Here is a 20090-nt window from a genome sequence, read left to right as displayed (position 1 = left end):
GGGTCAGCCGTAGCTGCGATCGCCAAAGATGGCCGAGCCCACGCGCACATGGGTCGCGCCCAGCGCGATGGCGGTCTCGAAATCGCTGCTCATGCCCATCGACAGGCCCGTCAGTCCGTTGCGCGCGGCAATTTTGGCCAGCAGCGCGAAATGCAGGCTGGGTTCCTCCTCCACCGGCGGGATGCACATCAGCCCCCGAAGCGGCAGCTCCAGCCCCCGGCACTCGGCGACAAAGGCATCGGCATCGGCGGGCAGGATGCCGGCCTTTTGCGGCTCCTCGCCGGTATTGACCTGAATGAACAGGTCGGGGCAGTGGCCCTCTTCCTGCGCCAGCCGGGCCAGCGCGGTGGCGAGCTTTGGCCGGTCAACCGAGTGGATCGCGTCAAACAGGCCCATCGCCTGGCGCGCCTTGTTGGTCTGCAGCGGGCCGATCAGATGCAGCTCGACCCCGTCGTACCGGTCCTTGAAGGCGGGCCATTTTCCCGCCGCCTCCTGCACGCGGTTTTCGCCGAAAACGCGCTGGCCCTGGTCCAGCACCGCCTCCACCCGCTCCAGCGGCTGCACCTTGGAGACCGCGATCAGCGTGACAGAGCCGGGCGCGCGCCCGGCCTGCGTCTCGGCTTTGGCGATGCGGGATTTGATCTCTTCCAGCGACATATCTGCCCCCTCTTTCCGGTATTGGCGGCAGGAAAACACCAGTTGGCGGCAAAAGGGAAGGCCGCAACGGGAAGCCCCCAAAAAGAAAAGGGCAGGTCCGAAGACCTGCCCAAATCACGTCAGACGTGACGACAGCTATTAGAAGCTGAAGTACACACCAGCCTGAACGGTGGTGTTGTCTGCCGACGACTCACGCCAGCCGGCTTCGAAGGAAGCGCCGCCACCGAGGTCATAGGAGTAGTGGATACCGTAGGAGGTACCTTCGCCGCGGTCCAGCAGAGCGGTGTCGCGGTTGTCGCCACGGCCGGCCAGGACGTCAGCAGCCGAAACTGCGTCTTCGTCGGTGACCCAAACCAGGATGTTCGACGCTGCGCCGATGTCCATGTTGCCGTACAGGCCCCACTTGGAGATGCCTTCGTTGTCGGCATAGGCCAGACGGACGCCGTACTGACCCAGGTCGCCCTGCAGGGTAACCAGGACCTTGTCGCCCCATGCAATGTCGGTGTCTTGGGCGCCCAGAGCGGCGGTCCAGTCACCGAAGGTGTACGACACGTTCACAGCAGCGCGGTCAAGGCCGATGGCGCCGTTACGGGTCGAGTAGGAGATGTGGCCGTTGAAGGCACCCGACGAGTACAGAACTTCGACGCCGTTCGCACCGGCACCAGCCGACGAGTACGCATCCCAGTTGAAGTATTCGTTGTTCACGTTGGTGACCAGCGAGACGAAGCCAGCGCCGTCAATGCCGGTGCCCGCGGTGCGGGTTTCCAGGTACATGCCCGGCGTGTTTTCGATCGCGCCGATGATGTTGCCCACACCCAGGGTGAAGCCGCCGTAGCTGGCGTAGAAGCGTGCTGCGTTCCACACACCGGTGCCGGCTGCGTTGTCACGGCTTTCGGACTGCATACGCATCCGGGCGCCCAGAACCACGCCACCGTCGGTTTCGGTCGACATGTCGAACTGCAGACGCAGACGGCTGGTGATGGTGGTGCTCGGCACGCCGTTCACGGCACGGTCGTTGGCGTCGTTGTAGTCGACACCAAAACGGCCATAGCCGCTGATGCGCACTTCGGCTGCAGCCATGCTCGCGGTCGCGATCAGTGCAGTCGTAGCGAAAAGAACCTTTTTCATAGTCTTTCCCTCGGTTTTCAATTCATACGCCCAAACCGGGGAATCCGGTGTGGGTATGGCAAGGGGTTTCGCTCTTTCATGCCCATTTTGGCAAGGGCCGCGTCCGGGCTCGGTTCAAAGTCGTTCGGGATGGTGCAGCTTTGCCACAGTCCTGTTACGCGACCCTGTTACGCATCCCCGGAAATCGCGCCAAGGGAACGCCGGAACCGATGCGCGGGGGCGCGCCGAACCATGCCCGCAGGCCCCGCCACACTAAAGCCTTGCCCACCATGGCCCTGTTGGGTAGGACAGGCCAGAGCGGAAAACCCCGGGGCTGCCCTATGACATTCCTGAAGAACCCAACCAAGATCGTCTTGATTCTGGCCCTTTGTCTGGCTGCGGCATCCTGCAGCCGCGTGCGCGGTCTGGGCAAAGTCCAGGTCGGGGGCGAGACCACGGCGGGCGGCAACATCGCCCACAACCCGGATTCGGCGCCCACCAACTACGAACGGTCCTCGATCTGGGATCTGTTCGGCCCGAACAAGGGCGACACGCGGGTGCAGGTGAACCGCTATCTGTGGAGCGCGTCGCTCGACGTGCTCAGCTTTCTGCCGGTGCAGTCGGTCGATCCCTTTACCGGTGTGATCGTCACCGGCTATGGCACCCCGCCGGGCGGCGGGCGCGCCTATCGCGCCACCGTGCACATCAGCGACCCGGCGCTGGACGCCCGCTCGCTCAAGGTGGCGCTGCAGACCCAGGGCGGCCGCCCCGTCGCCGCCGGCACCGCCCGCGCGGTCGAGGATGCGATCCTGACCCGGGCCCGCCAGTTGCGCGTGCGCGACAAGAGGCTCTAGAAAGCGAACCCAAACCGCATTAAGACCACGCCGGGTTTTCACCCGGCGTTTTCATTCAAAGGACCGCAACGATGTCGCGTTACTCTGCCGCTGAAATCGAAGCCAAATGGCAAGAGGCCTGGGAAAAGGCCGGGATCTTCACCGCACGGCGCAGTGCCGACAAGCCGAAATACTATGTGCTCGAGATGTTCCCCTACCCGTCGGGGCGCATTCATATGGGCCACGTGCGCAACTACACCATGGGCGACGTGATCGCGCGCTACAAGCTGGCCACCGGCCACAACGTGCTGCATCCGATGGGCTGGGACGCCTTCGGGATGCCGGCCGAGAACGCCGCCATGGCCTCGGGCGGGCACCCCAAGGACTGGACCTATGGCAACATCGCCGACATGCGCGGCCAGATGAAGCCGCTGGGCCTGTCGATCGACTGGTCCCGCGAATTCGCCACCTGCGACCCGGAATATTACGGCCAGCAGCAGGCGCTGTTCCTCGACATGCTGGGCGCGGGCCTGGTCTATCGCAAGAACGCGGTGGTGAACTGGGACCCGGTCGACATGACCGTGCTGGCCAACGAACAGGTGATCGACGGCAAGGGCTGGCGCTCGGGCGCCGAGGTGGAGCGGCGCGAGCTGACCCAGTGGTTCTTCAAGATCTCCGACATGGCCGAGGAGCTGCTCGAGGCGCTCGACGGGCTGGAGAACTGGCCCGCCAAGGTGCGGCTGATGCAGGAAAACTGGATCGGCAAGTCGCGCGGGCTGCAGATGAGCTTTGATCTGACCGCCCCCGTCCACGGGCATGACGGCATCGAGATCTACACCACCCGCCCCGACACCCTGGCCGGGGCCAGCTTCATGGCGCTCAGCACCGATCACCCGCTGTCCAGGGCGCTGGAGGCCGACAACCCCGATCTGGCCGCCTTCAACGCCGACTGCCGCAAACTGGGCACGTCCGAGGCCGAGCTGGAAAAGGCCGAAAAGCGCGGCTTTGACACCGGGCTGACCGTGCGCCACCCGCTTGACCCCGACCGGACCCTGCCGGTCTGGGTCGCCAATTTCGTGCTGATGGATTACGGCACCGGCGCGATCTTTGGCTGCCCGGCGCATGACCAGCGCGACCTGGACTTTGCCCGCAAGTACGGCCTGCCGGTGATCGACACCTTCACCGCCATGGACAGCGACGCGCGGGTTGAAAACACCGCCTTTGTGCCGCCGAAAGCCGAAAAAGTGCGCTGGATCGACCAGCCCGCCGGCATCGAGGTGGCGACCGGGCAAGAGGCCATCGACGCCACCATCGACTGGGCCGAAAAGAACGGGCTGGGCCAAGGCAAGGTGCAATTCCGCCTGCGCGACTGGGGCCTGTCCCGCCAGCGCTACTGGGGCTGCCCGATCCCGGTGGTGCATTGCGACGCCTGCGGCGTCGTGCCTGAAAAGAAAGAGAACCTGCCGGTCCAGCTGCCCTATGACGAAGACGGCAAGCCGATCGACTTTTCCATCCCCGGCAACCCGCTCGACCGGCATCCAAGCTGGCGCGACTGCGCCTGCCCGAAATGCGGCGCGCCGGCGCGGCGCGAAACCGACACCATGGACACCTTCGTCGATTCGTCCTGGTACTACGCCCGCTTCACCGCCCCGCACGCGAAGACCCCGACAGTGGCGGAAGAGGCCGAATACTGGATGAACGTCGACCAGTACATCGGCGGCATCGAGCACGCGATCCTGCACCTGCTTTATTCGCGCTTCTTCGCCCGCGCGATGAACATCACCGGCCACCTGCCCAAGAAGGCGATCGAGCCCTTCGACGCGCTGTTCACGCAAGGCATGGTGACGCATGAGATCTACCAGACCCGCGACGCCAAGGGGCGCCCGGTCTATCACCTGCCCGAAGAGGTCGAGAACGGCCATCTGAAGGAAACCGGCGAGGCCGTCGAGATCATCCCCTCGGCCAAAATGTCGAAGTCAAAGAAGAACGTGGTCGATCCGGTCAGCATCATCTCGGCCTATGGCGCCGATACCGCGCGCTGGTTCGTCCTCTCCGACAGCCCGCCGGAGCGGGACGTGGAGTGGACCGCCGCCGGCGCCGAGGCCGCGTTCAAGCATCTGTCGCGCGTCTGGCGTCTGGCCGCCGAGATCGACGCCAATGCCCCCGCGACCGATGACGACACCGCGCTGCTGCGCGAGATGCACAAGTGCATCCATGATGTCACCGGCGGCGTCGAAAGCTTTGGCTTCAACGCCGCGATCGCCAAACTCTACGCCTTTACCAACACCCTGGCCAAATCCAAGGCCGGCGGCGCGGCCAAGCGGCAGGCGGCATTGACGCTGGCGCAGCTGATGTCGCCGTTGACCCCGCACCTGTCCGAAGAGGTCTGGTCGCTGCTGGGCGGCGAGGGGCTGATTGCCACCGCGCCCTGGCCGGTGGCCGATGCGGCGATGCTGATCGACGACACCGTGACCCTGCCGATCCAGGTCAACGGCAAGCGGCGCGCGGAAATCAGCGTGCCCAAGGATATGGACAAGGCAGAGGTTGAAAAAGCCGCGCTGGCGGTGAAGGCTGTGCAAAAGGCGCTGGACGGGGCGGCGCCGAAAAAGGTGATCGTCGTCCCCGGACGGATCGTGAATGTCGTCATTTGACCGCAGAAGCCTGCTGATCCTGCCGCTGGCGCTGGCCGCCTGCGGCTTTACCCCTGTCTACGGCCCCGGCGGCAACGGCAGCGCGCTGCGCGGCCTTGTTCTTGTGCAGGAACCCGACTCGCCCGATGAGTACATCCTGGTGCGCCGGCTCGAGGACAGCCTGGGCCGCGCCCAGGCCCCGGCCTATGACCTGAGCTACACGCTCGCCACCGAAACCGAAGGCCAGGCGGTGACCGCGACCAACGAGACCACCCGCTACAGCCTGGTGGGGCGACTCGACTATGTTCTGACCGCGCGGGACGGCGGCACGGTGGTGGCCTCGGGACAGGTCAGCAACTTCACCGGCTATTCCGCCACCGGCACCACCGTCGAAACGCTCGCCGGCGAACGCGACGCGCGCGAACGGCTGATGGCCATCCTCGCCGATCAGCTGGTCACCCGTCTTTACGCAACGGCGGACCTGCCGGAATGAAACTGTCTGCGCGCGAGGCGGACCGCTATTTCGCCCGGCCCGACCCGGACAGGACCGGTATCCTGATCTATGGCGCCGACGCGATGCGGGTCGCGATCAAGCGGCAAAACCTGCTCAAGGCGCTGCTGGGCGAGGGCGCCGAGGAAGAGATGCGCCTCACCCGCCTTGCCGGGGGCGACCTGCGCAAGGATCCGGCGCAGCTGCTCGACGCGGTCAAGGCGGTCGGATTCTTTCCCGGGGCCCGCGCTGTCTTTGTCGAAGACGCCGGCGACGCCGCCGCCCCGGCGATCCTGACCGCGCTGACGGACTGGGCCGCGGGCGACGCGCAGATCGTGGTGACCGCCGGCGCGCTCAAGGCAACCTCCAGGCTGCGCAAGGCGTTCGAGGCGCATCCCAATGCCTTTGCCCTCGGCCTTTACGACGCCCCCCCCTCGCGCGATGAGATCGAGCGGACGCTGACCGAAAAGGGCCTCCGCGACATTCCGCGCGACACCATGGCGGCGCTGACCGATCTGGCCAACGCATTGGGGCCGGGGGATTTCGCCCAGACGATCGAAAAGCTGGCGCTGTACAAATTCGCCGACGACCTCCCCGTTTCGCTGGCGGATGTCGAGGCCTGCGCGCCGCGCTCGACCGAGGCGGCGCTGGACGACATGCTCGACGTGGTGGCCGAGGGGCGCGTGGGCGAGATCGGGCCGCTGCTCGGCCGGTTGCAGGCGCAGGGAACCAACGCGGTCTCGCTCTGCATCGGGGCCACCCGCCATTTCCGCACACTCTATACCGCCGCCTCCGACCCCGGCGGCGCCGCGGCGGGCGTCGACCGGTTGCGCCCGCCGGTCTATGGCAAGCGGCGCGACCGCATCGTGCGACAGGCGCAAGGCTGGGGCGCGGCCAATCTGGAAACCGCGCTGAGCCTGCTCACGGATACCGACCTCCATCTGCGCTCGGCCGGACAGACGGCACCGGCCATGGCGGTGATGGAACGGGCACTGATCCGGCTGGCGATGCTGGGGCGGCGGTAATAGATCGCAATAAGACCGTCGAGGCGCTGTCGTTTACCCACAGAACAAGCCGCGCACGCGCCGGACCGGGGGCCGGCGCTCGCAACGGCAATTCGGACCACTTTATCGCAGCCAAATCCGGACGACCTCTGATCGATGCGCCTACGTTGACACAGCGCCAGACCGTGGGGACGGTCCGGCGCTTGCGCGGCGGCCTGCGGCCTTGTTCCGCGCAGGGGGCTTAGCTCAGAGGAGTGCGGCAGGGGTTTCGAACAATGCTCGGCAAACAGCCCCCTACCCCTGCAAGACCTCCGCCACCGGACGGCGCAGCGATTTCGGCAGCGCCGGGCCGCGCCCCACCCGCAGCACCAGATTGGGCCGCCGCTCGCCCAGCCCCAGCAGGCGGCGCAGCTCCGCCCGCATCGCCGGCACCTCCACCGCCTGGTTGAGAAAGGCGCATTTCAGCCCGTCCAGCGTCGCCTGCAACATCACCCGCTGGCAGGCGCGCCCCGCCGCCACCCAGCCGCGCGGATTGTCCTCGGGCGCGACCAGCACCACCAGCCCGGCCGAAGAGCGCAGCTGTTCAGCGCATTTCCCATTCTCGGCATCGGCGGTGAACACCAGATCGAACAGCCGCGGCCCAAGCCAGCCGGGGAGCGACGGATTGCCCGAGGAGCCGGCGAACAACCCGTCGCCCCTTTGCGCCGCCTGCACCGGATTGAATCTCAGCCAGGCCTTCAGCTCGGTCACGAACGCCGGGTCGTTCACCTGCCGGGTATTGCCTTCGATCACCAGCGCCAGCACCTCTTCGATCCGCTCCGGCGCATCGAGATAGAGCGCCTCGACCCCATGCGCGGCGGCGGCCCGGACCAGCCGCCCCGCCTCCTCGGTGCCGAGTTTGCTGCCGTCATAGAGCCCCCGCGTGCTCTGCCGCTCGGGGATCGCGGTGAGCAGGGGTTGCGGCTCCTCTGTCCCCGGCGTCAGGTCGACATGCAGCCCCGCGTCAGGCGCTGATGCCTCCACCTCCCCTCCCATCCCGCGCGCACGGGCGGCGATCGACAGGTTTTCCGCCGCACAGCCGAGACTGGCGAAAAGGTGATGATCGTCCGGGTCGACCACGGGCGTCCGGCGGCTGAAATCGGGCCGCACGGTCACGCCGCCCTCTCCCGCCGAGAACAGCCAAGGCTGGGTGTTGTGCCCGTTCGCCGCCAACGTGGCATATCGGACCAGATCGGCCATACCGGGCGCGACGGGCAGCGGCCGCCCCATCCGCGCCAGCGCCGCATCATAGGGCCCTTTGCGCAATTGCAACGCCGCGTCCGCGCCCAGACCGGCGACCGTCAGCCCGCCGCCGATCAGCATGAGCCGTCGTGTCAGTTTGGTCATCGCACCCTCTCCTGCCGGTTTCGGCGGAACCCTACACGGCAAAGGTAACATCGGATTGACCTGGCTCAAACCGCCCCTTGCGGCCCGGCCCACTCCAGCGGAAAGTGCCCCCGAGGGAAAAAGGGAGAAACCGATGTACAAGGTCTATGGCAGTGTCGCCAGCCGCGCGTTTCGCGTGCTCTGGATGCTGGAGGAACTGGGCGAAACCTATGAATACCACGACACCAAACCGCAGAGCGAGGCGGCGCGCGCGCTGAACCCCTCGGGCAAGGTGCCGATCCTGGTGGACGGCGACGCGGTGCTGACCGATTCCACGGCGATCCTGACCTATCTGGCCGACAAGCATGGCAAGCTGACCTATCCCGCCGGCAGCGTCGAGCGCGCCCGGCAGGACGCGCTGACGCATACGCTCCTCGACGAATTCGACGCGGTTCTCTGGACCGCAGCGCGGCACTCATTCGTGCTGCCCAAGGAGCGCCGCGTGCCGGAGGTCTCGGGCAGCCTGAAGTGGGAATTCGCCCGCAATCTCGACCGGCTTGCAGAGCGGTTCGTCGGGCCGTTCCTGCAGGGCGAGCAGATGACCATAGCCGATATCATCTGCGTGCACTGCCTGAACTGGGCCTTTGGTGCCAAGTTCCCGGTCGAGAATGAGCGGCTGCTGGCCTATACCAAGGCGATGCGCGGGCGCGAGGCGTTCAAGCGGGTGCGCGCGCTGAGCGAGGGCTGAGCCCCTAACCCGCGCCCAGACGGGCCGCCGCGGCGCGGCCCGCCCGGCGCCCGGTGGCCAGGCAGGCGGTCAGCAGATAGCCGCCCGTCGGTGCCTCCCAGTCCAGCATCTCGCCGGCGCAATAGGTGCCCGGCAGCACGCGCAACATCAGGCCGTCGTCCAGCGCCGCGCGGGCGACGCCGCCGGCGGTGGAAATCGCCTCGTCCATCGGGCGCAGCCCCGCGTGGCGGATCGGCAGCGCCTTGACCAGCCGCGCCAGCGCCGCCGGGTCGGCGGGCAGCGGGCGGCCGAATTCCTGCGCCAGCGCCAGCCGCGCCGGATCGAGCCCGAGCGCCTTGCGCAGGTGGTTGGCGAGGCTCGCCTTGCCGCGCGGGCGGGAAAGGCGCGCGGTGACTGTCGCCGCATCCAGATCGGGCAGCAGATCGACCACCAGCGGCGCACCCTCGCGCAGCGCCGGGGTCAGCGGGTAGATCCCTCCGCCCTCCAGCCCCCGCCCGGAAATCACCGCCTCGCCGCGCGAGGCGAGCCGCCCGGCGCTGAACCGCACGCCCTTGATCGGCGCACCGAATCGCGCGCGCATCGGCTCGGACCAGTCCACGCAGAGCCCGGCGTTGGCGGGCGCAAAGGGCGTCAGCTCCACGCCGCGCCCCGCCAGAAGCGGCGCCCAGGCCCCGTCGGAGCCGAGCCGCGCCCAGTTCGCCCCGCCCAGCGCCAGCACCGTCACCCCCGGCGTGATCTTCACCGCGCCCTCCGGCGTATCGAAGGTCAGCGCGCCACCCTCCCAGCCGGTCCAGCGCCAGCGGGTGCGCCATGTCACACCCAGCCCCTCCAGCCGCGCCAGCCAAGCCCGCAAGAGCGGCGAGGCCTTCATCGCCCGCGGAAACACCCGCCCGGTGGAGCCGCTGAACACCTCCTGCCCCAGCCCGCGCGCCCAGTCCTGCACCGCGTCCGGCCCGAATGCCTCCAGCATCGGGCGCAGCCAGTCGGCCGCATCGCCATAAGCGCGCAGGAAGTCGTCGAACGGCTCATCCTTGGTCAGGTTCAGCCCGGATTTCCCCGCCATCAGGAATTTGCGCCCGATGGAGGGCTTCGCCTCGGCCACCAGAACAGAAATCCCGGCGCGCGCCAGCATCTCGGCCGCCATCAGCCCGGCCGGGCCGCCGCCCACCACCAAGGCGCGGGGGTTGTCCTCTGTGCGGCTCTCGGTCACGCTGATCCTCCGATCCACTCTGTTCAACCGGCCCGCTGCCAGATCCAATGCAAGATCCGATCTGCCCCCTCTGCGGCCGCCCTATCCCGCCCGGTGTGCCGCAAAGCCTGCACCACCTGATGCCGAAGCTGAAGGGCGGCAAGGGCGGACCATTGGTGCTGCTGCACGATATCTGCCACCGCGAGATCCACGCCACCCTGACCGAGGCGGAACTGGCCCGCGACTATGCCACCATCCCGGCGCTGCAAGCCCACCCCCGGCTGGCCAAATTCATCGCCTGGGTGGGCAAACGCCCGCCCGGCTTCCGCTCGAAGGTGCCGGGCAAGCGCCGCAAACGTTAGAGCCCGGCTCAAGCCCCGGGCGCACAAAGCGCCCCGATCGCCCGGGCAACCTCCGGATCGGCGGCGCAGGTATCGGCCACCAAGTCCCGCGCGGTCTCCATCAGCGCATCGGGCTCGACGATCCGGTCGATCAGGCCAAAGGCACAGGCCTCCTCGGCCGTGATCTTCTGCCCGCCCATCAGGATCATCTTGGTCCGCGCCGGCCCGATCAGGTCGATCATCCGGCCGGGGTCCGACGGCTGCGGCAGGAACCCCAGCTTCATCACCGGGTAGAACACCTTGGCCGTCGGCACCGCAATGCGCAGATCGCAGGCCAGCGCCATGCCCATCGCACCGCCCGCCAGCGTGCCGTTCAGCGCCGCGACGGTCAGGCCCGGCAGCCGCGCGATGGCACCCGAGAGCCGCTCCCAAAGCGGCGAGGTGGCCAGGCCTGTTTTCGCCGCCTCCAGATCGGCGCCGGCGCTGAACACCTTGCCGGTGCCGGTCAGGATCAGCGCGCGTGCCTCGCCCGCCGCCTCGGCGATGCGGACCAGTTCCTCCAGCATCTCGGGGGTCAGCGAATTGGCCTTTTCCGGGCGGTCGATGGTAACGATCCAAAGGCCGCCGTCCTGCTCCAGCCGGATCATATCAAGCCCACCCGGCGGCGGATCGCCTCTTCGCGCAGGGAAATCTCGGTGCCGATGAAATCGTCGGCATCGGACGAGCACATCCACAGCAGCGTGCGCGCCGGCCAGTCGGGCGGGATATGGTCGGACCAGTCGAGCTGGCTGATCGGGTTGACGCCACTGGCCTTGATCTCGCGCTGCATCTGCGTCGCCACGGTGCCGGGGCTCAGACCCATGGCGCGGATGCCGTTTGCCCGCTCCTCCTTGTCGAGACAGGCGGTCAGCATCGCCGCGCCGGCCTTGGAGGCGCAGTAGTGGCTCCACCCTTCCAGTGCGTTATGCGCCGCGCCGGAACTGATGGTCAGGATGCTGCCGCCGCCCGCCTTTCGCATCGCGGGAACCGCCGCGCGCATGCCGTAGAACACGCCCTTGAGGTTAATGTCGATGACCTGACCCCAGTCGCCCGGGTCGGCCTCGGCCAACTGGGCGATGGGCTCGATCACCCCGGCGTTGCCGATCAGCACGTCGAGCCCGCCAAAGCGGTCGAGCGCGGTCTGCACCGCCGCCTCGACATCGCAATAGCGGCTGACATCGGCGCCCACCGCCACCGCCTGCGGGCCGATCTCATCCGCCAGCGCCTTGACCGCACCGGCGCTGCGCGCCAGCAGAATCACATTGGCGCCGGCACCCGCAAAGACCCGCCCCGCCTCGGCACCGATGCCCCGGCTGGCGCCGGTGATCAGTACCGTTTTTCCTGTCATGTCCATTGACCGCTCCCCTGCATTCCTGTCGGCCAAGTGGTACTGCGCCGTGACGCGCCGGTCCAGTGCTTCCCCCTTGACGCCCCGCCGCGCAGGACGGACGATAGAGCAAAGTTTTCCAGGAGGATATTTTCATGATGGCTTACCTTTCGCGCGGATCCGCCCTGGCGCTGATCCTGTCATGCGCGGCCAATGGCGCGCTCGCCGACCTGGCCGCGCAGGACGTCTGGTCGGACTGGCGCGGGTATCTGTCCGCCGCAGGTTACCAGATCACCGCCAGCGAAAGCATGTCCGGCGGCACGCTTACGGTCAGCGACCTCAGCATGGCGCTGCAAATGCCCGAGGACCAGGGCACCGTCTCGATCCTGCTCGACCGGCTGGAGTTCACCGAGAACGGCGATGGCACCGTCAATGTGGTGATGCCGGCGCGCATGCCGCTCACCTTTGACGTGACCGACGGAACCGATCAGGTGACGGCGGTGATCGGACTGACCCAGACCGGGGCCGCGATGGTGGTGTCGGGCGCGCCCGACGACATGACCTATAACTATACCGCCGCCAGGATCGCGGTGGCGCTGGATACCCTGACGGTCGAGGGCGATCTCCTGCCGCCAGAAGTTCTGCGCATGACCGCGTCGCTGAGCAACGTGATCAGCAGCACCCGTATGCGGCTGACCGACATGCGCAACTATGAGCAGGACATGAAGGCGGCGGACGTGTCCTATGACATGGCCTTCGACGATCCCGAATCCGAGGATGCCGCGACCTTCCGCGGCAGCATGCAGAAACTCGGCTTCGAAGGGTCGGGGACGATGCCGCTGCAGATGGACGCGACGGACCTGCCGCAGATGCTCAAGGCCGGGTTCGGTTTCGACGGCACCTTCACCTATGCGGCGGGGAACGGCGATATGTCGGGCACCGGCGACGGTGAGGCATTCGCCGTGACCTCCACCTCCGAAGGGGGCATGGCATCGGTTGCCATGGATGCGGCGCATCTGGCCTATGAGGTGTCGCAGAACCAGAGCCGGATCACCATGGAAACCGCCGAGCTGCCGTTTCCCATCGCCATCGCCATGCAGAAGGCCGCCTTTGCGCTCGATATTCCGGTGGCCAGCTCTGAGGCGCAACAACCCTTTGCCTTTGGGCTGACCATTGCCGATTTCACCATGCCCGAACAGCTTTGGGGCATCTTCGATCCGGGCGCGATCCTGCCGCGCGATCCGGCGACCATCATCGTGGACCTGAGCGGCAAGGTGCGGCTGCTGGCCGATCTGCTCGACCCGGCGATCGCCGAGACGATCGAGGGCAGTGACACCCCCCCGGGCGAGCTGCATGCGCTGACGATCAACGCGCTGCGGGTCTCGGCCGCCGGCGCCGAGCTGACCGGCAGCGGCGACTTCACCTTCGACAACAGCGATATGGAGAGCTTTGACGGGATTCCGGCGCCGTCGGGCACGGCCAGTCTCGCGCTGTCCGGGGCCAACGGGCTGATCGACCGGCTGATCCAGATGGGGCTGATGTCGGACGAGGACGCCACCGGCGCGCGCATGATGATGAGCATGGTGGCGGTTCCGGGCGACGGCCCCGATACGCTGAATTCCGAGATCGTGATCAACGATCAGGGCCAGATCCTGGCCAACGGTCAACGGCTGAAGTGATCCTGTCCCCCCGGGGGACATGCTGCGGGGCCGGTCCATGCCGGCCCCGTTTTGCGTCCGCTCCCTTGCGGCGCGGACGTTCCGGGGCTACCTCACGGCAGGACTTTCGCAAACAGGGGCGCCCATGACCCAATCCCTCGAAGAGCTGTGCCACGCCATGCTGGCCGCCGCGCGCAAGGCCGGCGCCGAGGCCGCCGACGCCATCGCCATCAGCGGCGGATCGGTCGAGGTCGATGTCCGCGCCGGCACACTGGAAAAGGCCGAGCGGTCGGAAAGCACCGACATCGGGCTGCGCGTTCTGATCGGACGGCGGCAGGCGAATGTATCGGCCTCGGACAGCCGGCCCGAAACGCTGGCCGACATGGCCGAGCGCGCCGTCGCCATGGCGCGGGAAACCCCCGAAGACCCCTATGCGGGCCTGGCCGACCCCGGCCAGTTGGCCCGCGGCTGGGACACCGCCGCGCTCGAACTCGAGGATCCTTCGCCCGAACCGGCGCCTGCGGCGCTGCAGGCCGATGCGCTGGCCGCCGAAGCCGCCGCGCTGGCGATCGGGGGCGTTGCCCAGGTGCAGGCCGCCGGCGCCTCTTACAGCCGGCACGCGGTGCATCTGGCCGCCACCAACGGATTTTCCGGCGGCTATACGCGCACAGGGCGCTCCACGTCCTGCGTGGCGATCGCGGGGACCGGCACCGGGATGGAACGCGATTACGATGGCGACAGCCGCAGCTTTCAGTCCGACCTGCGCAGCCCCGAGGTGATCGGCGCGCTGGCGGGTGAGCGCGCGGTGGCGCGGCTGGGCGCGCGCAAGCCGAAAACCGGGCAATTCCCGGTGCTGTTCGACGAACGCATCGCCGCGTCGCTGATCGGGCATCTGCTGGCCGCCGCCAATGGCGCGGCCGTGGCGCGCGGCTCGTCCTGGCTGAAGGACGATCTGGGCAAACCGGTGCTGCCCGAACATCTGTCGGTGATCGAGGATCCGCATCGCCCCCGCATCGGCGGCTCGCGCCCCTTCGATGCCGAGGGGCTGCCGACCCGGCGGCGCGCCATCGTGGACAAGGGGGTGCTGACCGGCTGGACGCTGGATCTGGCCAGCGCCCGGCAACTGGGAATGGCGCCCACCGGCAACGCCGCGCGCGGCGTCTCCTCGACCCCCGCGCCGGCCACCTGGAACATCGCGCTCAGCCCGGGCGAGGCCAGCCGCGCCGAACTGATCCGCGACATGGGCACCGGGCTGCTGGTCACCTCTCTGATCGGCGCGACCATCAACCCCAATACCGGCGATTATTCGCGTGGCGCCGCCGGCCTCTGGGTCGAGAAAGGCGAGATCGCCTACCCGGTCAACGAATGCACCATCGCCGGCAATCTGCGCGACATGTTGCTGCGGATCATTCCGGCCAACGATGCGCGTACCTATCTGTCCCGTGTGGTGCCCTCTTTGCTGATCGAAGGAATGACGCTTGCCGGAACCTGACCTGTCCCTGCTGATCGACGCCGCCCGCGCGGCGGGCGAGATCGCCTGCAGCTATAGCGGACCCGAGGCGCGGCGCTGGGACAAGCCCGAAGGCGCCGGTCCGGTGACCGAGGCGGACCTGGCGGTGAACGAGATGCTCGAGGACCGGCTGCGCGCCGCCCGGCCCGATTACGGCTGGCTGTCGGAGGAAAGCGAGGACGGCAGCGAGCGGCTGAAACGCGACCGGGTGTTCATCATCGATCCCATCGACGGCACCCGCAGCTTTGCCGCCGGAGAGCGGACCTGGGCCCATGCCCTGGCCATCGCCGAGCGCGGCGAGGTCACCGCCGCGGTGATCTATCTGCCGATGTGCGATCTGCTCTACAGCGCCGGGCGCGGGGCAGGCGCGCGCCTCAACGGCGATCCGATCGCCGCCAGCGCAAGCCGCGATCTGGACAAGGCACAGATCCTGGCCACCCGTCCCAATCTGGAGGCCCGGCACTGGCGCGCCGGGGCCGCGCCCGGCTTTCGCCGCGCCTATCGGCCGTCGCTGGCCTATCGCATGGCGCTGGTGGCGCAGGGGCGCTACGACGGCATGATGACCCTGCGCCCCAGCTGGGAATGGGATATCGCCGCCGGCGATCTGATCCTGCAGGAGGCCGGCGCGGTCTGCACCGACCGGCGCGGTGCGCCGCTGCGCTTCAACAACCCGCAACCGCAGGTCAATGGCGTGCTTGCCGCCGGCCGTTCGCTGCATGCCCGGCTCAGCGCGGCGCTGGAGCCGCATGATCCCGACATCGCCCCCGCCTGAGCCGCGATCCGGCCCCGGCCCCGCCTTGACGCCACACCGACAGGGCGTAGGGTGCCGGCAGCCCGGACACCCGAACATCGGAAAGGATGCCGATATGACCCAACGTCTTCACCTGGTCTTCGGCGGCGAGTTGGTCGACCCGTCGAAAAGCACGTTCAAGGATGTCGACAACATCCATATCGTCGGCATGTTCCCCGATTACGAGTCCGCCTATGCCGCCTGGAAGGCCGAGGCGCAGCGCACTGTGGACGACGCGCATATGCGCTATTTCATCGCCCATATCCACCGGCTGCGCGACGAGGAACAGGAAGCGTCATCAACCGAAGAGCTGGGCTGAGCCCATGCCGCTGTCGCTGGGGCTGGCGATGTATCGCGCGCTGTCCTGGCGGACGGCGCAGCCGGTGCAGGATCCACCGCCGCCGCGCCCCCGGGGGCCGCTGATCTGGATGCATGCCACCAGCCCCGAGCGGCACCTGGCGCTGCGCGATCTGGGCGCCCGGCTGCGGGCGCAGCGGCCCGAGGTCAATCTGCTGATCACGGTGAATGCCTCGGTTCCGGTGGCCGCGCCCTGGCGCGATCCGGTGCCGGTGCCGGTGATGTCGGATCATCCGCTGGCGGTGCGCGCCTTTCTCGACCACTGGAAACCCGATCTGTGCCTGTGGACCGGGGGGGATCTGATGCCCAACCTGATCAGTCTGGCCGCCGACCGCGGCACCGTCATGGTGCTGGCCGATCTGGAGGCCCGCGATCTGCCGCGCCGCCGCGCCGGATGGCTGACCGACCTCACCCGCCCCTGCCTGGAGCGGTTCGGCGCCATCCTGACCGCCAGCGACGCCGCCGCGACGCAGCTGCGCCGCCTCGGCGTTTCCGGGGCCAGGATCGAGGCGCATTCCCGTCTGCTGATGGGGGTCAGCCCGCCGCCCTGCCCGGACACCGCGCTGACGGCGGCGGCACAGGCGCTCTCGGGGCGGCCGCTGTGGCTGGCCGCATATCTGCAACCGGAGGAATTCGCGCCGGTCCTGGCCGCCCATCGGGATGCCCTGCGGTTCCAGCACCGGCTGTTGCTGGTCGCGGTTCCCGCCGAGCCGGGGGAGACCGGCGCGCTGACCGAGGCCGCCGGCGCCGCCGGGCTGCGGTTTGCCGACTGGCATGGCGGCGATCCCATAGGCGAAGAGGTGCAACTGCTGATCTGCGATGACAGCTCGGATCTGGGCCTGTGGTATCGCATGGCTCCGATCACCTTCATGGCCGGGTCGCTGGCCGGGGGGGCCACCGGCCACGCCCCCTTTGCCGCCGCCGCGCTGGGATCGGCGGTGCTGTATGGGCCCAATATCGCGGACCACGCCGAGGCCTATGCCAGGCTGGCACAGGCCAGGGCCGCCCGCGCCGTACAGGACGCCGAGACCCTGGCGCAGGCGGTGGTGCAGCTCTCGGCGCCCGATCATGCCGCCGCCATGGCGCTGGCCGGCTGGGACACCATCACCGAAAGCGCCGCAGTGACCGATCATCTGATCGAGCTGATCCAGGATCTGCTGGACCGGAAGGAGGCCCGCGATGCGCGCGCCTGACTTCTGGATCCGCCCACCCGAGGCGCCCGGCTGGCAGGCCCGGCTGCTGGCGCCGCTGGGCGCACTCTATGCATGGGCCACAGCCCGGCGGCTGGCGCGTGGCGGACCCGGCCTGATCCCCGGGGTGCCGGTGATCTGCGTCGGCAATCTGAATGTCGGCGGCACCGGCAAGACGCCGACCGTGATCTGGGTGATCGAGGCGCTGCGCGGCATCGGCCATGTGCCGCATGTGGTCACCCGCGGCCATGGCGGGCGGCTGGCCGGCCCGGTGCAGGTCGACCCGGCCCGCCACCGCGCCAGCCAGACCGGGGACGAGCCGCTGTTGCTGGCCGCCTTTGCCGACGTCTGGGTGGCGAAAGACCGCGCCGCCGGCGCCCGCGCGGCGGCGGCGGCGGGCGCCACCGCGATCGTGCTGGATGACGGTTTCCAGAACCCGACTGTACAAAAAAGCGCCTCGATCGTCGTGGTCGACGCCGCCCAGGGCTTTGGCAACGGGCGCTGCCTGCCGGCCGGTCCGCTACGCGAACCTGTCGATACCGGCCTGGCGCGGGCCGATCTGGTTCTGTCCATCGGCGGGGCGGAGGCACAGGCACGGTTCGACCGGATCTGGTCTGGCGCGGTCCCGGTGCCGCGGGCCCGGGCCGAACTGGCGCCGCTGCAGACCGGCATGGACTGGAGCGATACGCCGGTGCTGGCCTTTGCCGGGATCGGGCAGCCGGAGAAGTTCTTTGCCACCCTGCGCCGGCTTGGCGCCGATCTGCGCCGGGCCGAACCTCTGGACGACCATCAGCCGCTGTCGAGCGCGCTGATGGCCCGGCTGGAGACCGAGGCGCGCGCATTGGGCGCGCAGCTGGTGACCACCGAAAAGGACGCCGTTCGCCTGCCGCCGGATTTTCGCAGCAAGGTAATCACCCTGCCGGTGCGGCTGCAGGTGGAAGAGAGCGAGATGGTCAGGGCCCTGCTGCGCAGAGCCGCACCGCCGCCACCCTGACCTCTGCGCCAGGTGCGGCGGGCAGGCCATCCGTATTTGCAAATCGCCCTGTCGCGGCCGGGATCGCCGGACGCCTAGCCCTTGTCGTCCGCGCCCAGTTTCGGCGCCGGACGGTGCAGCGAAAGTTCGGAATCGGAGAATCTGAACGGCGAGCGCACGCCCGGCACACCGCCCAGCTCGATCTGCATGCCGCGCGCCACCACCTGCGGGTCGGCCATCACCTCGGCCAGGTCGTTGATCGGGCCGGCCGGCACCCCCTCCGCCTCGCAGGCGGCGAGCAGATCTGCCTTGGAGCGCTGCGCGGTGGCGCCGTTGAGCCGGGCGATCATAACCCGGCGGTTGGCGATCCGGTCCTTGTTGTGCAGGAACTCCGGCGCCTCGGCCATCTCGTCCAGCCCGAGGATCCGGCACAGTCGCCGGTATTGCGCGTCGTTGCCGGTGGCGATGATGATATGGCCGTCGGCGCAATCGAACACCTGGTAGGGGGTCAGGTTCATATGGGCATTTCCCATCCGCCCCGGCGGCGTGCCGGTGGTGAGATAATTCATCGCCTGATTGGCGGTCACCGCCACCGCCACGTCCAGCAACGCCATGTCGACATGCTGGCCGCGCCCGGTGCGTTCGCGCTGATGCAGCGCCGCCAGAATGCCGGTGACCGCGTAGATTCCGGTGAAGATATCGGTGATCGCCACGCCGGATTTCTGCGGCTGGCCGTCCGGCTCGCCCGTGATCGACATCAGCCCGGACATGCCCTGGATGATGAAATCATAGCCCGCCCTGTGGGCATAGGGCCCGTCCTGGCCGAACCCGGTGATCGAGCAATAGATCAGCCGCGGATTGATCTGCCGCAGGCTGTCATAGTCGAGTCCGTATTTCTTCAGCCCGCCGACTTTGAAATTCTCGATCAGGATATCGGCGTCGCGCACCAGCGTCCGGACCTTTTCGCGGCCTTCTTCGGCGGTGAAATCGGCGATGACCGAGGCCTTGCCGCGGTTTGCCGAATGGAAATAGGCGGCCGAGACCTCGCCCTCGCGCTCGACAAAGGGCGGGCCCCAGGCGCGGGTGTCGTCCCCCGCCGGGCTTTCGACCTTGATCACCTCCGCACCGAGGTCCGACAGCGTCTGGCCAGCCCAGGGGCCGGCCAGGATACGGGCCAGTTCGACGACCTTCAGGCCGGAAAGCGGTGCGGTCATTGTTTGGCCAGCTCCGCCTCGATCAACGCCTTGAACTCGTCCCAGGGCTGGTTCGACACCTTTTGCCCATTGACGATGAAGCTGGGGGTGGCGGTGATGTCATCCGCCTCGGCGTTCTGCTGGTACCAGGCGACCAGCGTCTGCGCGCTAGCGCCGTCCTGCAGACAGGCCTCGAGCCCGTCCTTCTCCAGCCCGGCCAGGCGGCCGATCTTGCGCAGTTCGTCCACGATCTCGGTCGGGCCGCCGGCGCGGATCCAGTCCGATTGCCCCTTGAAGATCAGGTTGGTGATGCCAAAGAATTTTTCGGGTCCGCCGCAGCGCGCGATCATCGAGGCCCAGAGGCCGTAGCGGTCGAAATACACCTCGCGATAGATGAAGCGCACCTTGCCGGTGTCGATATACTCCGACTTCAGCTTCTTGTACGGCCCCTCATGGAAATTCGCGCAATGCGGGCAGGTAAAAGAGGCGTATTCGATGATCGTCACCGGCGCATCCTCGGCGCCCTGGACCATATCCGCGATGCTTGCGGTATCGATCTGTGCCGTCTCCTCGGCATTGGCGGCGCCGATCAACAGCGGGGCCGAGGCTCCGTTCGGGCGGTCGACGAAGATGAAGGCGCCCGCCAGCAAAAGGACAGCCGCGAGCAGCGCGGGAAGTTTCCGGGTCAT

20 protein-coding genes are annotated in these 20090 nt (G+C 68.1%); 12 read left to right on the top strand and 8 right to left on the bottom strand.

The genetic code is table 11. From position 1 onward, the window contains the following. Nucleotides 1–3: 3 nt before the first annotated feature. Together E1832_RS12595 and E1832_RS12590 are read right to left on the bottom strand one after the other, a co-directional pair. Complete coding sequence (locus E1832_RS12595; protein ID WP_133360120.1) at nucleotides 4–657, bottom strand: YggS family pyridoxal phosphate-dependent enzyme; 654 nt, start codon at nucleotides 655–657, stop codon at nucleotides 4–6. Nucleotides 658–795: 138 nt separating this feature from the next. Next, complete coding sequence (locus E1832_RS12590; protein ID WP_165978871.1) at nucleotides 796–1785, bottom strand: porin; 990 nt, start codon at nucleotides 1783–1785, stop codon at nucleotides 796–798. 395 nt (nucleotides 1786–2180) lie between these two features. Here E1832_RS12590 and E1832_RS12585 point away from each other — a divergent pair, with 395 nt between their 5' ends. The 4 genes from E1832_RS12585 to holA all read left to right on the top strand — a co-directional run bounded on the left by E1832_RS12585 (nucleotide 2181) and on the right by holA (nucleotide 6742). Continuing rightward, nucleotides 2181–2618, top strand: coding sequence for a DUF3576 domain-containing protein (locus E1832_RS12585; RefSeq protein ID WP_425358975.1), 438 nt, complete (start codon nucleotides 2181–2183; stop codon nucleotides 2616–2618). A gap of 71 nt (nucleotides 2619–2689) precedes the next feature. Continuing rightward, nucleotides 2690–5248: a leucine--tRNA ligase gene (gene leuS / locus E1832_RS12580; protein ID WP_133360117.1), complete on the top strand. Its 2559-nt coding sequence runs from the start codon at nucleotides 2690–2692 to the stop codon at nucleotides 5246–5248. Continuing rightward, nucleotides 5235–5720 carry an LPS assembly lipoprotein LptE gene (lptE, locus tag E1832_RS12575; protein WP_133360116.1) on the top strand — a complete coding sequence of 162 codons (486 nt, stop codon included), beginning with the start codon at nucleotides 5235–5237 and terminating at the stop codon, nucleotides 5718–5720. Before leuS ends, lptE begins: the two co-directional genes overlap by 14 nt. Next, entirely contained in the window at nucleotides 5717–6742 is a 1026-nt protein-coding gene (holA, locus tag E1832_RS12570; RefSeq protein WP_133360115.1) for a DNA polymerase III subunit delta, read from the top strand. Before lptE ends, holA begins: the two co-directional genes overlap by 4 nt. Before the next feature lie 273 nt (nucleotides 6743–7015). Here holA and E1832_RS12565 read toward each other — a convergent pair whose 3' ends face one another. After that, on the bottom strand, nucleotides 7016–8107 hold the full coding sequence (locus E1832_RS12565) for an Acg family FMN-binding oxidoreductase (protein WP_206021050.1): 1092 nt from the start codon (nucleotides 8105–8107) through the stop codon (nucleotides 7016–7018). A 133-nt stretch (nucleotides 8108–8240) separates the two neighbouring features. Between E1832_RS12565 and E1832_RS12560 the strand changes: the two genes are divergently transcribed. Beyond that, nucleotides 8241–8834: a glutathione S-transferase family protein gene (locus tag E1832_RS12560; RefSeq protein ID WP_133360114.1), complete on the top strand. Its 594-nt coding sequence runs from the start codon at nucleotides 8241–8243 to the stop codon at nucleotides 8832–8834. A 4-nt stretch (nucleotides 8835–8838) separates the two neighbouring features. Here the strand turns inward: E1832_RS12560 and E1832_RS12555 are convergent, their stop codons facing one another. Continuing rightward, the gene (locus E1832_RS12555) at nucleotides 8839–10044 is read right to left on the bottom strand and encodes a TIGR03862 family flavoprotein (protein WP_280960207.1); all 1206 of its coding nucleotides are present in this window, start codon (nucleotides 10042–10044) and stop codon (nucleotides 8839–8841) included. A gap of 47 nt (nucleotides 10045–10091) precedes the next feature. Here E1832_RS12555 and E1832_RS12550 point away from each other — a divergent pair, with 47 nt between their 5' ends. Next, nucleotides 10092–10385 (top strand): HNH endonuclease family protein, encoded by a 294-nt coding sequence (locus E1832_RS12550; protein ID WP_133360113.1) that lies wholly within the window; start codon nucleotides 10092–10094, stop codon nucleotides 10383–10385. An 8-nt stretch (nucleotides 10386–10393) separates the two neighbouring features. Here the strand turns inward: E1832_RS12550 and E1832_RS12545 are convergent, their stop codons facing one another. Continuing rightward, nucleotides 10394–11011, bottom strand: coding sequence for an enoyl-CoA hydratase/isomerase family protein (locus E1832_RS12545; RefSeq protein ID WP_133360112.1), 618 nt, complete (start codon nucleotides 11009–11011; stop codon nucleotides 10394–10396). Further along, nucleotides 11008–11757, bottom strand: a complete 750-nt coding sequence (locus tag E1832_RS12540) for an SDR family oxidoreductase (RefSeq protein ID WP_133360111.1) — start codon at nucleotides 11755–11757, stop codon at nucleotides 11008–11010. The genes E1832_RS12545 and E1832_RS12540 overlap by 4 nt, the downstream gene beginning before the upstream one ends. Nucleotides 11758–11885: 128 nt before the next feature. On the opposite strand from E1832_RS12540, the gene E1832_RS12535 reads away from it, so the two are divergent. The 6 genes from E1832_RS12535 to lpxK all read left to right on the top strand — a co-directional run bounded on the left by E1832_RS12535 (nucleotide 11886) and on the right by lpxK (nucleotide 18229). Further along, nucleotides 11886–13409 carry a DUF2125 domain-containing protein gene (locus E1832_RS12535; RefSeq protein ID WP_133360110.1) on the top strand — a complete coding sequence of 508 codons (1524 nt, stop codon included), beginning with the start codon at nucleotides 11886–11888 and terminating at the stop codon, nucleotides 13407–13409. Between the two features lie 124 nt (nucleotides 13410–13533). Beyond that, nucleotides 13534–14880, top strand: a complete 1347-nt coding sequence (locus E1832_RS12530; protein WP_133360109.1) for a TldD/PmbA family protein — start codon at nucleotides 13534–13536, stop codon at nucleotides 14878–14880. After that, the gene (locus E1832_RS12525; protein ID WP_133360108.1) at nucleotides 14867–15670 is read left to right on the top strand and encodes a 3'(2'),5'-bisphosphate nucleotidase CysQ; all 804 of its coding nucleotides are present in this window, start codon (nucleotides 14867–14869) and stop codon (nucleotides 15668–15670) included. Before E1832_RS12530 ends, E1832_RS12525 begins: the two co-directional genes overlap by 14 nt. Nucleotides 15671–15764: 94 nt before the next feature. Continuing rightward, complete coding sequence (locus E1832_RS12520; RefSeq protein WP_133360107.1) at nucleotides 15765–16007, top strand: DUF4170 domain-containing protein; 243 nt, start codon at nucleotides 15765–15767, stop codon at nucleotides 16005–16007. A gap of 4 nt (nucleotides 16008–16011) precedes the next feature. After that, a complete protein-coding gene (locus E1832_RS12515) occupies nucleotides 16012–17238 on the top strand; it encodes a 3-deoxy-D-manno-octulosonic acid transferase (RefSeq protein ID WP_133360106.1) in 1227 nt (408 codons plus the stop codon). Further along, nucleotides 17225–18229: a tetraacyldisaccharide 4'-kinase gene (gene lpxK / locus E1832_RS12510; protein ID WP_133360105.1), complete on the top strand. Its 1005-nt coding sequence runs from the start codon at nucleotides 17225–17227 to the stop codon at nucleotides 18227–18229. Before E1832_RS12515 ends, lpxK begins: the two co-directional genes overlap by 14 nt. 74 nt (nucleotides 18230–18303) lie before the next feature. Here the strand turns inward: lpxK and E1832_RS12505 are convergent, their stop codons facing one another. Next, the gene (locus tag E1832_RS12505; protein WP_133360104.1) at nucleotides 18304–19422 is read right to left on the bottom strand and encodes a CaiB/BaiF CoA transferase family protein; all 1119 of its coding nucleotides are present in this window, start codon (nucleotides 19420–19422) and stop codon (nucleotides 18304–18306) included. Beyond that, nucleotides 19419–20090 (bottom strand): DsbA family protein, encoded by a 672-nt coding sequence (locus tag E1832_RS12500; protein WP_133360103.1) that lies wholly within the window; start codon nucleotides 20088–20090, stop codon nucleotides 19419–19421. The genes E1832_RS12505 and E1832_RS12500 overlap by 4 nt, the downstream gene beginning before the upstream one ends.

Origin of the sequence: Antarcticimicrobium luteum, assembly GCF_004358185.1 — a bacterium.
GTDB classification, from domain to species: Bacteria; Pseudomonadota; Alphaproteobacteria; order Rhodobacterales; family Rhodobacteraceae; genus Antarcticimicrobium; species Antarcticimicrobium luteum.
The sequence above is the reverse complement of the archived record's forward strand: the minus strand, read 5'-3'. Positions and strand labels throughout refer to the sequence as shown.

What these genes read in the sequence shown, in the direction of transcription:
- lptE (WP_133360116.1), top strand. Translation starts at nt 5,235, where the DNA reads ATGTCGTCATTTGACCGCAGAAGCCTGCTGATCCTGCCGCTGGCGCTG.
- E1832_RS12550 (WP_133360113.1), top strand. Translation starts at nt 10,092, where the DNA reads ATGCAAGATCCGATCTGCCCCCTCTGCGGCCGCCCTATCCCGCCCGGT.
- E1832_RS12530 (WP_133360109.1), top strand. Translation starts at nt 13,534, where the DNA reads ATGACCCAATCCCTCGAAGAGCTGTGCCACGCCATGCTGGCCGCCGCG.
- holA (WP_133360115.1), top strand. Translation starts at nt 5,717, where the DNA reads ATGAAACTGTCTGCGCGCGAGGCGGACCGCTATTTCGCCCGGCCCGAC.
- E1832_RS12540 (WP_133360111.1), bottom strand. Translation starts at nt 11,757, where the DNA reads ATGGACATGACAGGAAAAACGGTACTGATCACCGGCGCCAGCCGGGGC.
- E1832_RS12560 (WP_133360114.1), top strand. Translation starts at nt 8,241, where the DNA reads ATGTACAAGGTCTATGGCAGTGTCGCCAGCCGCGCGTTTCGCGTGCTC.
- E1832_RS12520 (WP_133360107.1), top strand. Translation starts at nt 15,765, where the DNA reads ATGACCCAACGTCTTCACCTGGTCTTCGGCGGCGAGTTGGTCGACCCG.
- E1832_RS12590 (WP_165978871.1), bottom strand. Translation starts at nt 1,785, where the DNA reads ATGAAAAAGGTTCTTTTCGCTACGACTGCACTGATCGCGACCGCGAGC.
- leuS (WP_133360117.1), top strand. Translation starts at nt 2,690, where the DNA reads ATGTCGCGTTACTCTGCCGCTGAAATCGAAGCCAAATGGCAAGAGGCC.
- E1832_RS12535 (WP_133360110.1), top strand. Translation starts at nt 11,886, where the DNA reads ATGATGGCTTACCTTTCGCGCGGATCCGCCCTGGCGCTGATCCTGTCA.
- E1832_RS12565 (WP_206021050.1), bottom strand. Translation starts at nt 8,107, where the DNA reads ATGACCAAACTGACACGACGGCTCATGCTGATCGGCGGCGGGCTGACG.
- E1832_RS12595 (WP_133360120.1), bottom strand. Translation starts at nt 657, where the DNA reads ATGTCGCTGGAAGAGATCAAATCCCGCATCGCCAAAGCCGAGACGCAG.
- E1832_RS12505 (WP_133360104.1), bottom strand. Translation starts at nt 19,422, where the DNA reads ATGACCGCACCGCTTTCCGGCCTGAAGGTCGTCGAACTGGCCCGTATC.
- E1832_RS12545 (WP_133360112.1), bottom strand. Translation starts at nt 11,011, where the DNA reads ATGATCCGGCTGGAGCAGGACGGCGGCCTTTGGATCGTTACCATCGAC.
- lpxK (WP_133360105.1), top strand. Translation starts at nt 17,225, where the DNA reads ATGCGCGCGCCTGACTTCTGGATCCGCCCACCCGAGGCGCCCGGCTGG.
- E1832_RS12500 (WP_133360103.1), bottom strand. Translation starts at nt 20,090, where the DNA reads ATGACCCGGAAACTTCCCGCGCTGCTCGCGGCTGTCCTTTTGCTGGCG.
- E1832_RS12515 (WP_133360106.1), top strand. Translation starts at nt 16,012, where the DNA reads ATGCCGCTGTCGCTGGGGCTGGCGATGTATCGCGCGCTGTCCTGGCGG.